11 protein-coding genes are annotated in these 11,743 nt (G+C 64.5%); 6 read left to right on the forward strand and 5 right to left on the reverse strand.

Annotated features, from left to right (window positions below; translation table 11 throughout):
• Positions 1–116: 116 nt before the first annotated feature.
• Positions 117–1,295 carry a cystathionine beta-lyase gene (gene metC / locus ACSSVZ_RS14685; protein WP_453971170.1) on the reverse strand — a complete coding sequence of 393 codons (1,179 nt, stop codon included), beginning with the start codon at positions 1,293–1,295 and terminating at the stop codon, positions 117–119.
• Between the two features lie 240 nt (positions 1,296–1,535).
• Between metC and ACSSVZ_RS14690 the strand changes: the two genes are divergently transcribed.
• The 5 genes from ACSSVZ_RS14690 to ACSSVZ_RS14710 all read left to right on the forward strand — a co-directional run bounded on the left by ACSSVZ_RS14690 (position 1,536) and on the right by ACSSVZ_RS14710 (position 7,052).
• Positions 1,536–2,555, forward strand: coding sequence for an amino acid ABC transporter substrate-binding protein (locus ACSSVZ_RS14690; RefSeq protein ID WP_453971171.1), 1,020 nt, complete (start codon positions 1,536–1,538; stop codon positions 2,553–2,555).
• Between the two features lie 91 nt (positions 2,556–2,646).
• Positions 2,647–3,849: an amino acid ABC transporter permease gene (locus tag ACSSVZ_RS14695; protein WP_453971172.1), complete on the forward strand. Its 1,203-nt coding sequence runs from the start codon at positions 2,647–2,649 to the stop codon at positions 3,847–3,849.
• A 10-nt stretch (positions 3,850–3,859) separates the two neighbouring features.
• Positions 3,860–5,158 carry an amino acid ABC transporter permease gene (locus ACSSVZ_RS14700; protein WP_453971173.1) on the forward strand — a complete coding sequence of 433 codons (1,299 nt, stop codon included), beginning with the start codon at positions 3,860–3,862 and terminating at the stop codon, positions 5,156–5,158.
• Between the two features lie 158 nt (positions 5,159–5,316).
• Entirely contained in the window at positions 5,317–6,066 is a 750-nt protein-coding gene (locus ACSSVZ_RS14705) for an amino acid ABC transporter ATP-binding protein (RefSeq protein WP_453971407.1), read from the forward strand.
• Between the two features lie 80 nt (positions 6,067–6,146).
• Complete coding sequence (locus tag ACSSVZ_RS14710) at positions 6,147–7,052, forward strand: alpha/beta fold hydrolase (RefSeq protein ID WP_453971409.1); 906 nt, start codon at positions 6,147–6,149, stop codon at positions 7,050–7,052.
• A gap of 7 nt (positions 7,053–7,059) precedes the next feature.
• On the opposite strand, the gene ACSSVZ_RS14715 is transcribed toward ACSSVZ_RS14710, so the two are convergent.
• From ACSSVZ_RS14715 to ACSSVZ_RS14730, 4 genes are all read right to left on the reverse strand, one after another.
• On the reverse strand, positions 7,060–7,692 hold the full coding sequence (locus ACSSVZ_RS14715; protein ID WP_453971174.1) for an FMN-binding negative transcriptional regulator: 633 nt from the start codon (positions 7,690–7,692) through the stop codon (positions 7,060–7,062).
• An 11-nt stretch (positions 7,693–7,703) separates the two neighbouring features.
• A complete protein-coding gene (sseA, locus tag ACSSVZ_RS14720) occupies positions 7,704–8,567 on the reverse strand; it encodes a 3-mercaptopyruvate sulfurtransferase (protein WP_453971175.1) in 864 nt (287 codons plus the stop codon).
• A 447-nt stretch (positions 8,568–9,014) separates the two neighbouring features.
• Positions 9,015–9,743 (reverse strand): alanyl-tRNA editing protein, encoded by a 729-nt coding sequence (locus ACSSVZ_RS14725; RefSeq protein ID WP_453971177.1) that lies wholly within the window; start codon positions 9,741–9,743, stop codon positions 9,015–9,017.
• Positions 9,744–9,757: 14 nt separating this feature from the next.
• Complete coding sequence (locus ACSSVZ_RS14730) at positions 9,758–10,798, reverse strand: cysteine synthase A (protein WP_453971179.1); 1,041 nt, start codon at positions 10,796–10,798, stop codon at positions 9,758–9,760.
• A gap of 210 nt (positions 10,799–11,008) precedes the next feature.
• Here ACSSVZ_RS14730 and ACSSVZ_RS14735 point away from each other — a divergent pair, with 210 nt between their 5' ends.
• Positions 11,009–11,683: a ChrR family anti-sigma-E factor gene (locus tag ACSSVZ_RS14735; RefSeq protein WP_453971181.1), complete on the forward strand. Its 675-nt coding sequence runs from the start codon at positions 11,009–11,011 to the stop codon at positions 11,681–11,683.
• Positions 11,684–11,743 lie beyond the last annotated feature (60 nt).

The following is an 11,743-nucleotide window of genomic DNA, read 5'->3' on the forward strand; positions in this document are numbered from 1 at the left end:
CCCGATAGACGTCGCATTCGGCGTAAAAAATCCAGGAACGAAGCGCCCGTCGTTCCTGGATTTTCATTTTATATCAGGTAGTTGGTGCAGATTTCTGCTTGGTGGTGGCGGGCGGGCTAGTCCTGTGCCAGCCGGCCGAAGCCTTCCTCCAGGTCGGCGATCAGATCGGCCGGGTCCTCCAGGCCGATGTGCAGCCGCACCAGCGGCCCGTCTGCCTCCCACGGCGTCACCGTGCGCATCGCGCTCGGATCGGGACAGGTGATCAGGCTCTCGAAGCCGCCCCATGACGCCCCGATGCCGAAATAGCGCAGCCCGTCGACGAAGGCGGACAGCTGCGACTTCGAGCACGGCTTGAGCACCATGGCGAACAGCCCGCACGCGCCCGTGAAGTCCCGCTTCCAGATCGCGTGGCCCGGATCGCTTTCGAGGGCGGGATGCAAGACCCGCTCGACCTCCGGCCGGTTCTCGAGCCATCGGGCGACGGTGACGCCGCTCTCGAAATGGCGTGCAAGGCGCAGCGGCAGGGTCCGCATACCGCGCAGCGTGTTGGAGACGTCGTCCGGCCCGACGTTCACGCCGAGGAACAGGCGCATCTCCTTGAGTGCGGGGTAGGCCGCCTCGCTCGCCGCAACGGTGCCGAGCAGCAGATCGGAGTGGCCGCCGAAGTACTTCGTGGCGGCCTGGATCGACAGGTCGACGCCGTGCTCGATCGGCCGGAAATAGACCGGCGTCGCCCACGTGTTGTCCATTGCCACGGTGAGGCCGCGCTGCTTGGCGGCCGAGGCGATCGCCGGAATGTCCTGCATCTCGAAGGTCAGCGACCCCGGAGCCTCGAGAAACACCGTCGTGGTGTTGTCGCGAAAGTGGTCGGCGATCCCGGCACCGAGCTGCGGGTCGAAATACGTGGTCTCGACGCCGAACCTGGCCAGCACCTTGTCGCAGAAACGGCGGGTGGGACCGTACACGTTGTCGGCGACGAGAACGTGGTCGCCGGCCTTGGTGCAGGACATCAGTGCCACGGTGCATGCTTCCAGGCCGGAACTCGTCAGGATTGTACCTGCCGCGCCTTCGATGTCGGTCACTGTCTGCTCCAGCGCGTCCATCGTCGGCGTGCCCTGGCGGCCGTAGAGATAGCGGCGGCTCCGGTCCTGGGCTGCCTGGAGGTTCGGCGCGAGGACTGTGGAGCCGTGGAAGACGGGCGGGTTGACGAAGCCGTGATTGTCGTGGGGCGAGGGGCCGGCGTGGGCAAGCCGGGTCGCGATATCCTCGGAACCTGCTGGTTTTGTTTTGTTCATGGCGCCATTTTCAGCAAAATTGGAACGAAGCTTGCGTGTGGGATCAACTGATCGGCGGTTTCCCGCTCCCGTGCAACCCCTTGACCGGTCCCTCGGAATAGCCTGTGATGACAATCTCTGGAGGTGCAGGGGGGCGAGCCGGGATCGAGCTATCCGATCAGGGCGGATCCGCCGCGGCAGTCTCCGGTTGCAAAAACGTTCACCATTCCAGTCTAACTCTAGAAATGAGCAGGCATCCTCATGAACAAGACCGTGCTCCCGATCGCCATTGCCGCCGCCATCGGGCTGGGCGTGGCCGCTGCCAACGCAGCGACGCTCGAAGATGTGAAATCCAAGGGGTTCGTCCAGTGCGGCTCCAACGCGAGCGGACTTGCCGGCTTCGCGACCACCAACGACTCCGGTGAGTGGAATGGCTTCGACGTCGACTATTGCCGCGCCTACGCAGCGGCGATCTTCGGCGATCCGACGAAGGTCAAGTTCACCCCCCTGACGGCCAAGGAGCGCTTCACCGCGCTGCAGTCCGGTTCGGTCGACGTGCTGGTTCGCAACACCACCTGGACGATGTCCCGCGATACCCAGCTCGGTCTGAACTTCACCGGCGTCAGCTATTACGACGGCCAGGGCTTCATGGTCCGCAAGTCGCTCGGCATCACTTCGGCCCTCGAGCTCTCCGGCGCATCGGTGTGCGTGCAGACCGGCACCACGACCGAGCTCAACCTGTCCGACTATTTCCGCACCAACGACATGGACATCAACGCGGTGGTGTTCGAGTCCGCGAACGAGGCCATCCAGGCCTACGACGCGGGTCGCTGCGACGCGTTCACGACCGATGCCTCCGGCCTCTATGCCGAGCGGCTGAAGCTCACCAATCCTGACGACAGCATGATCCTTCCCGAGGTGATCTCGAAGGAGCCGCTCGGCCCGGTGGTCCGTCAGGGTGACGACGAGTGGTTCAACCTCATCAAGTGGGTCGGCTACGCGCTCGTCAATGCGGAGGAGCTCGGTGTGACCCAGGCGAACGTCGAAGAGATGAAGGGCTCCGACAATCCGGAGATCAAGCGTCTTCTCGGCACCGAAGGTGCCTATGGCGAGGCGATCGGCCTCGACAATGATTGGGCGGTGAAGGCGATCAAGGGCGTGGGCAACTACGGCGAGATCTTCGATCGCAACATCGGTCCGTCGACGCCGCTCGCCATCGAACGCGGCATCAATGCGCTGTGGACTGACGGTGGTCTCCAGTACGGCATTCCTGTCCGCTGATCGCACATGATCGGGTCGTGGCCGGCCGTTCGGCCGGCTGCGATCCGATGACTGTGTCCCAAACAACAACCTCACCTTCCGAGGGGCACTGATGGCGGTTCAGGATCACGGTGCGGGACCATTGCGCGCCGAGCGCTCGCGCGGCTCATTTATCTACGACCCGAAGGTTCGCGGCACGGTCTATCAGGCCGTCGTCCTGGTGGTGGTGCTGTTCCTTGTCTACGAGGCGGCGTCCAATGTGCTCGCCAACCTTCAGCGCCAGCACATCGCGTCCGGATTTGGCTTTCTGTCTCAGACGGCCGGCTTCGAGATCTCGCAGACGCTCATTCCCTATTCGGCGACGTCGTCCTACGGGCGCGCTTTCCTCGTCGGACTTCTCAATACGCTGCTGGTGGCGGTCATCGGCATCGTCATGGCGACGATCTTCGGGTTCGTTGCGGGCATCATGCGGCTGTCGAAGAACTGGCTGATCCGCCAGATCGCCACCGCCTATGTCGAAGTGATGCGCAACGTGCCGCTGCTACTGCAGCTGTTCTTCTGGTACTTCGCGGTGCTGAAGCAGCTGCCGGGCCCGCGGGATTCCATCGAGCTCGGGTTTGGCGCCGCGCTGAACATCCGCGGCCTCTATGTTCCCACGCCCGTTCTCGGGCCGGGAAGCTCGGCGGTGATCGCGGCGCTCGTCTTCGGCCTCGTCGCATCGTTCGTGGTGGCGAGGTGGGCCCGGAAGCGCCAGATGGCCACCGGCGAGCGCTTCCCGGTTCCGGTTGCCGTCCTCGGCCTCGTCATCGGCCTGCCGGTGGTGGCCTTCTTCCTTGCGGGTCGGCCCATCACGCTGGAGACGCCCGCGCTTCAGGGTTTCAACCTGCGCGGGGGCGTCCAGGTCATCCCTGAACTCGTCGCGCTGGTGCTCGGGCTCGCGATCTACACCGGCGCCTTCATCGCCGAGATCGTGCGGGCCGGCATCATCTCGGTCAGCAAGGGACAGACCGAAGCCGCCCACGCCCTCGGACTGAAGTCGGGCATGACGCTGTGGCTGGTGGTCATTCCGCAGGCCATGCGGGTGATCATTCCGCCGCTGACCAGCCAGTACCTGAACCTGACCAAGAACTCCTCGCTGGCCGTGGCGATCGGCTATCCCGACCTCGTCTCGGTGTTCGCCGGAACGGTCCTCAACCAGACGGGTCAGGCCGTCGAGGTCATCTCGCTGACGATGCTCGTCTATCTGGCGATCTCGCTGCTGACGTCGGGGTTCATGAACTGGTTCAACGCGCATGTGGCGCTGGTGGAACGGTAGGGGCACGGGCATGGACATCGCATACGTCAGGTCCGAACCTGCCCCGGCGCTGCCGGCTCCCGGCAGCACAAGCGGCGTGGTCGGATGGGTCCGCACGAACCTGTTCTCCGGTCTCGCCAATACGGCGATGACGCTGATCGCCCTCTACCTTCTGTGGATCACCATCCCGCCGCTGATCAACTTCCTGTTCATCGATGCGGTGTGGACCGGAAGCGACCGGGAGGCCTGCGTCGGCCCGAACGTCGGGGCATGCTGGGCCTTCGTCAAAGCCCGGTTCCCCCAGTACATCTATGGACGCTATCCGATCGATGAGCGGTGGCGCGTCGACATCGTGTTCTTCCTGCTGGCCATCAGCATGATCCCGATGGCGATCCCGAAGGCGCCGTTCAAGGCTCTGAACGCAGTGTTCCTGCTGGTCATCTTCCCGGTCGTCTCGCTCGTCCTGCTGTCGGGTGGCGAGTTCGAGATCGGCGTCAGCTGGTGGCTTTCGCTGCTGGTGCTGCTTCTGATCGTCGAGGCGGTGGTGTTCCTGCCGGCGTTCCTCGGGGCGACCCCTTACAGGGAGTGCCGTCGTCCGGCCACGCTGGTGCTCGTACCATTTGCGGTCTTCGCCGTCGTGCTGGTGGTCATGGGCATCGATTTCGGGCTGCGAGAGGTGGAGACTGCGCTGTGGGGCGGCCTTCTGGTCACGCTGGTGCTCGCATTGTGCGGCATCGCGGCGTCGCTCCCCATCGGCATCATGTTGGCGCTCGGACGGCGCTCGAAGATGCCGATCGTCAGGCTGCTCTCGGTGATGTTCATCGAGTTCTGGCGCGGCGTTCCGCTGATCACCATCCTGTTCATGTCCAGTGTGATGCTGCCGCTGTTCCTGCCGGACGACGTCTCGTTCGACAAGCTGCTGCGGGCCATCATCGGTGTGGCCATGTTTGCCTCGGCCTACATGGCGGAGGTGGTGCGTGGCGGTCTGCAGGCGATGCCGAAAGGACAGTACGAGGGTGCCGATGCGCTGGGGCTCGGTCACTGGCAGAAGATGCGGCTGATCATCCTTCCCCAGGCGCTGAAGCACGTCATTCCGGGTATCGTGAACACCTTCATCGGTCTGTTCAAGGACACCTCGCTGGTCCTGATCGTCGGCCTCTTCGACCTTCTCGGGATGGTCAAGCTGAGTCTCGTCGATCCGAAGTGGTCTTCTCCGGTGACGCCGGCGACCGGCTACATATTTGCCGCTTTCATCTTCTGGGTCTTCTGTTTTGGAATGTCGCGCTACTCGATGTTCATCGAGAGGCGGCTCGATCGTACGGCGCACTGACGGCGTCATAGAGGATGGCGCCGCGCTGTGCCGGCGTCCTCCATGGGTTCGACGGACGCGGCCGGGGTGCAATCTCCTCGGGCGGTGCAAGTGAAAGGTGTTAGGCCATGACCGAGGTCTCAGAACTCCAGACCGCGCCCCGTGCCCCGGTGGGCGACATGACGGTCTCCGACGAAACCATGATCAGCATGGTCGGCGTCAACAAATGGTTCGGCGAATTCCATGTGCTGAAGGACATCAACCTGACCGTGAAGAAGGGCGAGCGGATCGTCATCTGCGGGCCGTCGGGCTCCGGAAAGTCCACGCTGATCCGCTGCATCAACCGGCTGGAAGAGCACCAGTCGGGCACCATCATGATCGACCAGACCGAGCTCACCAGCGATCTCAAGAAGATCGATGAGATCCGCCGCGAGGTCGGCATGGTGTTTCAGCACTTCAATCTCTTCCCGCACCTGACAATCCTGGAGAACTGCACGCTTGCGCCGATCTGGGTGCGCAAGATGCCCAAGAAGGAAGCGGAAGAGGTGGCAATGACCTACCTCGAGCGCGTGAAGATCCCGGAACAGGCTAAAAAGTACCCGGGCCAGTTGTCGGGTGGCCAGCAGCAGCGCGTGGCGATCGCCCGGGCGCTGTGCATGAATCCCAACGTCATGCTCTTCGACGAACCGACCTCGGCGCTCGATCCGGAGATGATCAAGGAAGTGCTCGACGTGATGATCGATCTTGCGCAGTCCGGCATGACGATGATCTGCGTCACCCACGAAATGGGCTTCGCCCGCCAGGTCGCGAACCGCGTGATCTTCATGGATGCCGGCATGATCGTCGAGCAGAACGCGCCCGAGCCGTTCTTCACCAACCCGCAGCACGAGCGGACGAAACTGTTCCTGAGCCAGATCCTGCACCACTGAGTTCGGCCGACCGACCGGTCGCGGCCGCTCTCAGATCGGCCATAGTGGTTCGTCGGACCGTCGGTTTGGTGCCTGTGGCGGTGGGCTGGATTGGGCCCGGGCGCCGCCGGGGAGGCAAAGTTGGGCTCCTTCTTTCCTGGCTTCGAGCTGGAGGTCGTCGAGACGGGCCAGGGACCGATCCGGCTGCGTCGTGGCGGAAACGGCCCGCCGCACTGCTCCTCCACGGCCACCCTCGGACACACACCACCTGGTGGAAGGTCGCCCCCGAACTTTCGCAATCCCGCACCGTGGTCTGCCCCGACATGCCGGGCTTCGGGAAGAGCTATCAACCCGTGAGTATCGAAGGCTCGAGCGGACGCGCAAAGGCGGCGGCGCTCGCGGAGTGCATGGACACGCTGGGATACCGGCACTTTGCCGTGGCTGGTCACGACCGCGGATCCTACCGGGCATTTCGCTTGGCGATGGATTTCCCCGATCGCGTCTCCGCCCTGGCCGTGATGGATGGGGTGCCGATCTTTGAGGCTCTCGAGCGCGCAGACTGGCGATTCGCGAGGGCTTGGTTTCATTGGTTCTTCTTTGCCCAGTCCGAAAAGGCCGAGGCGGCGGTCACCTCCAGTCCGGACCTCTGGTATCCCTGCGACTGGGAGGCCATGGGCGCGGAAAATGCCGCAGATTTCCTTGCCGCCACCCGAGATCCGATTGTCGTCCGGGGAATGCTCGCCGACTACCGAGCTGGACTGGACGTCGACTATGGTCACGATCGGACGGATCGAGAGGCCGGGCGCAGGCTTGCGTGTCCGCTCACCGTGCTGTGGTCGGTGCGCGACGACATGGAGGCACTCTACGGTGACCCGACCGACCCCTGGACGGCCTGGGTGTCGCAGAAGATATCCGGACAGCCCCATCCGGAGCGGCCACCACATGGCGGAGGAGGCCCCCTTGGAGGTCGCCGCCGCGCTGAGACGTTTCTTCGACGGTGTGATTGACCGCTAGCTAGCGGGTTGTCGTCGGAATGAGTGGTGCGACGTCGCGATCGGCGCCGCTTGGGCTCTCCGCCAGGCCTTTGGCGACGCCGGTCCGGTCGGCCTCTGAGCGGTTCTGGCTCATCTTCCGCTTGCCCTCGATCCGGGTGATCGGGATCCGCACGCCGACGATGAGACGGAGCTGATTTTCGATGAAGTCCTCCGGCGCGTCGTCGACCTGCCAGGGTTCCCGGCGTGCCGCCTCGTGGCGAACGGTAAGGCGGGTCACCACCGCCCTCAAGCGCCCTGCATCATCGAAGAATTCCGCCGGCCCGTAGGCGTGGACGGCCACGTAGTTCCAGGTCGGCACGACCTTTCCATGCTCGCGCTTGGCGGCATACCAGGACGGGCTGATGTAGGCGTCCGGCCCGGTGAAGATCACCAGGGCTTCTCCCGCCGCCGCCGATTTCCACTGGGGGTTGGCCCGGGCCACATGGCCATAAAGGGTGCCGAACGGCCCCTCCGTCTCATCCAGCATCAACGGCAGCGGGGTCGCCACGATCCCGTCCTCGCCCACCGTCACCAGCGTCGACAGGCCCGCCTCGCGCATGATCGCGCGGAGGACGGCCGGGTCGTCTTCACGGAAGGCGGGCGGTGTGTACATGCGCGAGCGCGCTATCTCCGCGCGTTTCCGGTGGCGAGGGGGAGGTCCGGGTTGGCGCCCCATTCCGCCCAGGATCCGTCATAGACCGAGACCGACGTGTGTCCGATGGAGCGAAGCGCCAGGCTGAGGACCGCGGCGGAGACGCCGGAACCGCAGGTGGTGATCACCGGGCGGTCGAGTTCGACGCCTGCATCCGCAAATGCACCCATCAGCGCATCGACCGACTTGAGCGACCCGTCCGGGCCGATGAGGTTCGTGTAGGGCAGGTTGAGCGCGCCCGGCATATGACCGGAGCGCAGATCCTTGCGGGGCTCCGGCGCGGTGCCGGCGAACCGCTCGGCCGAGCGGGCATCCACGATCAGGGAGCTGCCGCTGTTCAGGGCATCCTCGACGTCGGCCTGGGTCGCTACGAGGGAATTGTTCAGGCGGGCCGTGAAATGGCGCGGGGGCCGCTTGACGACGCCTTCCTCGACGGGGCGGCCTTCCGACAGCCAGCGCGGCAGTCCGCCATCGAGAACGAACACGCGTTCGGCTCCCATCGCGCGGAACATCCACCAGACGCGGGGAGCGGAATAGATGCCGACCGTGTCGTAGACGACGATCGTCTGGCCATCTCCGATGCCCAGGCGTCGCGCCGCGCTGGCGAAGGCTTCAGGACGCGGCAGCATGTGGGGCAGGGGGGACGCGTGATCGGCGACTTCATCGATGTCGACGAACACCGCGCCGGGAATGTGCGCTTCGCGATATTCCGTGGCCGCCTTGCGCTCGGTTGACGGCAGATGCCAGGAGCCATCGACGATGAGCACGTCGGGGGCGTCGATATGCTCGGCGAGCCATGCGGTTGAGACCAGGTAGTCGAAACGGTGGTCTTGCACTTGGGCGGATCCTCGAGTGAGTCAGAGTGCATTCCGTCGGCCCCGCCGTCGGCCCATGCGGGCCTTGGGACGGAGAGGACACGATGGGTCGGGCGTTTGCCGCATTATCCGACCGTGTGGTGGCACGGGAGACCGTGCCGAAGGCAATCCCAGCGCCGGACATCTGGCGAAGGGACCAAATCTGCCGGTTTCGACAGCGTGTCGTCCGGCGAGGGCGTTGCCGGGCCTGCATCTCGTCGATCGGAGGCAGGCATCGAATCGATTGAAGCGGCCGGCAGTCAGGCACTTGCGCGGCCGTGTCGATTTTCGACCGCATCTGTCTAACGGGTAGTCGGTCCAGATCACCAGTTCGGGCCTGAATGACCCGAGGTCGTCAAACGTGCTTGGTTCGAACAGCTCAGAGCGGGATACCGCGGACAACCGGTGGCCGCCCTTCCGCCTCCGGCTCTAGATGTCAGCCCACTGCAGCCGGACGCGTCGGTTCAGCTTTCCCTTCTTTTCGATCTTCGAGACGACGACCGTGCCGATTTCCCCCGTCATCAGGACGTGCGTGCCTCCGCACGGCTGCAGATCGACATCTTCTCCGATCCGCACCAGCCGCACCCGGCCGGATCCCATCGGTGGCTTGACGCTCATCGTCTTTACCAGACCGGGATTGGCCTCCAGCTCCATGTCGGTAATCCACTCGGTGGTAACGGCATGGTCACCGGCGATGACCCGGTTCAGCGCCTCGGTGATCTCGTCCTTGTCGAGTGCGCCGTCGGGAATGTCGAAATCGAGTCGCCCCTGTTCGGCGCCGATCTGCCCTCCAGTGACCGGATAGGGAAGCACCGCCGTCAGCAGATGCAGCGCCGTATGCATGCGCATGTGCTTGTAGCGCCGCTCCCAGTCAAGATGCGCGACCACCGTGTCGCCGGGGGCGGGCCGCGCCGCGTCGTCGGCGAGAAGGTGCACGATGCTCGAGCGATCGTCGCCCTGGACCGTGTTGACAACCGCAGCCATTGCGCCGGTGCCGAACTCGATCCTGCCGATGTCTCCGGGTTGGCCGCCGCCGGAGGCGTAGAAGACGGTCCGATCAAGCACGATGCCGCCGGCGTCGGTGACCGCGGTGACGACCGCCTCGCAGGAGGGCAGGTAGGCGTCGTCACGAAACAGGGGCTTGGTCACCAGTTCCATCGGCTTCGCCCAGCCTATTCCGGCGTCTCGAAGGGGACCGCGATCGACGGTGTCTGCTCCATCCACTCGGGCACCGGAAGATCCTTCGATCGAAGGAACTCGGGATTGAACAGCTTCGACGCGTAGCGGTTGCCATAATCGCAGAGGATGGTCACGATCGTATGGCCGGGTCCGAGGTGCCGGGCAAGCCGGATCGCGCCGGCAACGTTGATGCCCGAGGATCCGCCGAGACAGAGCCCCTCGTGCCTGAGCAGGTCGAAAACGATCGGAAGCGCCTCTCCATCCGGAATCTGGAACGCGATGTCGACCGGTGCGCCCTCGAGATTCCGGGTGATGCGCCCCTGGCCGATCCCCTCGGTGATCGAAGAGCCTTCCGACTTCAGCTCGCCGTGGGTGTAGAAGTTGTAGAGCGCGGCTCCCATCGGATCGGCAAGGCCGATGGTGATCTCCGGATTGCGCTCCTTCAGGGCCATGCCGATACCGGCGAGCGTTCCACCGGACCCGACCGAACAGATGAACCCGTCCACTTCGCCATCCGTCTGCTCCCAGATCTCCGGCCCGGTGGTCAGGATGTGTGCCTCGCGATTGGACACGTTGTCGAACTGGTTCGCCCAGATGGCACCGCTTGGTTCGCTCTCGGCGAGCTTGGCGGCCAGGCGGCCCGACAGCTTCACGTAGTTGTTCGGGTTGCGATAGGGGAAGGCGGGAACCTCGATCAGTTCCGCTCCCGCAAGCCGCAGCATCTGCTTCTTTTCGTCGGACTGGGTCTCGGGTATGACGATGACGGTGCGAAACCCGAGGGCTGCGCCCACGAGCGCCAGCCCGATGCCGGTGTTCCCGGCTGTGCCCTCGACGATGGTGCCGCCGGGCTTGAGCTCGCCGCGTTCCATGGCGTCGCGGACGATATAATAGGCGGCGCGGTCCTTGACGGACTGCCCGGGATTCATGAACTCTGCCTTACCCAAGATTTCGCAGCCCGTCTCTTCCGAGGCGCGGTTGAGACGGATCAGGGGCGTGTTGCCGATGGCGTCGAGCACGGATGCGAGTACGGCCATGACCTTGCCTTGCTTGGGTTGGAGCGGCCAAGCTATCGACACCGCCAAGTCACATCAACCGTCAATGGCCCGCGAATGGTCGGGAGAAATGCAGCGGTGCTATGCGATTTCGTCATGATTGGCTGATCCGGGACCCGATCCGCACCGTACTATGGGCAAAGTCCAGATCCCCCGATCCCGATACGGTTGTATCCTGCAGTGACTGAACGCATGACCTATAGCTCCCAGGCCCTTGATGGGCTCATTGCCGGATACGTGTCCGGGAGTCTGCCCTTGCCGGTGCAGGTTCTGGTCGAGGCGCATCTCGAGCTGAGCCCCCGCAATCATCGGTGGGTGGGAGATCTCGAGGCCGTCGCCGGGACCTTCCTCGACGGGATTGAACCCGTCGACGTACCAGGGCGCGATCACAAGCTTGATCGGATCTTTGCCACGGCTCCCGATGCTGAGCCCGAGTCCGACCCGGGCTTGTCCGCATTCCCGATGGGCTCGAACCGGAGAGATCACAGCGGGCTGCCGGCCTCGATCCTGCGTTATGCCGGACGGCCGCTGGCCGACGTGCCGTGGAAGACCCGGCTGCCCGGCATCCGCGAATGGCGGATCGGCAGCGACGACGGGTTCGTGACCAGTCTGTTCTGTCTCCGGGCAGGGCACGGTCTGCCTCCGCACACCCATCGCGGGACCGAAATGACCCTGGTGCTGCACGGCGGGTTCACCGACACCACCGGTCACTACGGCGTCGGCGACGTTTCGATCGCCGACGATCTGATTGACCACCGCCCGCTTGCCGACGACGACGGTGATTGCATCGGCTTTGTCGTCAGCAATGCTTCGCTCCGCCTCACCGGTCGCCTCGGGCGCCTGCTGGCCCCGTTCCTGCCGGGCTGACCGACAGTTCCGGCACCGACGGTCTGCAACTGGCTGCTGGTGCCGGCTTCCGTGCTTCTC

It is taken from the genome of Amorphus sp. MBR-141 (assembly GCF_053628695.1).

Coding starts and splice junctions, on each gene's coding strand:
- metC (WP_453971170.1), bottom strand. CDS start 1,295: ATGAACAAAACAAAACCAGCAGGTTCCGAGGATATCGCGACCCGGCTT.
- ACSSVZ_RS14690 (WP_453971171.1), top strand. CDS start 1,536: ATGAACAAGACCGTGCTCCCGATCGCCATTGCCGCCGCCATCGGGCTG.
- ACSSVZ_RS14695 (WP_453971172.1), top strand. CDS start 2,647: ATGGCGGTTCAGGATCACGGTGCGGGACCATTGCGCGCCGAGCGCTCG.
- ACSSVZ_RS14700 (WP_453971173.1), top strand. CDS start 3,860: ATGGACATCGCATACGTCAGGTCCGAACCTGCCCCGGCGCTGCCGGCT.
- ACSSVZ_RS14705 (WP_453971407.1), top strand. CDS start 5,317: ATGACGGTCTCCGACGAAACCATGATCAGCATGGTCGGCGTCAACAAA.
- ACSSVZ_RS14715 (WP_453971174.1), bottom strand. CDS start 7,692: ATGTACACACCGCCCGCCTTCCGTGAAGACGACCCGGCCGTCCTCCGC.
- ACSSVZ_RS14725 (WP_453971177.1), bottom strand. CDS start 9,743: ATGGAACTGGTGACCAAGCCCCTGTTTCGTGACGACGCCTACCTGCCC.
- ACSSVZ_RS14730 (WP_453971179.1), bottom strand. CDS start 10,798: ATGGCCGTACTCGCATCCGTGCTCGACGCCATCGGCAACACGCCCCTG.
- ACSSVZ_RS14735 (WP_453971181.1), top strand. CDS start 11,009: ATGACCTATAGCTCCCAGGCCCTTGATGGGCTCATTGCCGGATACGTG.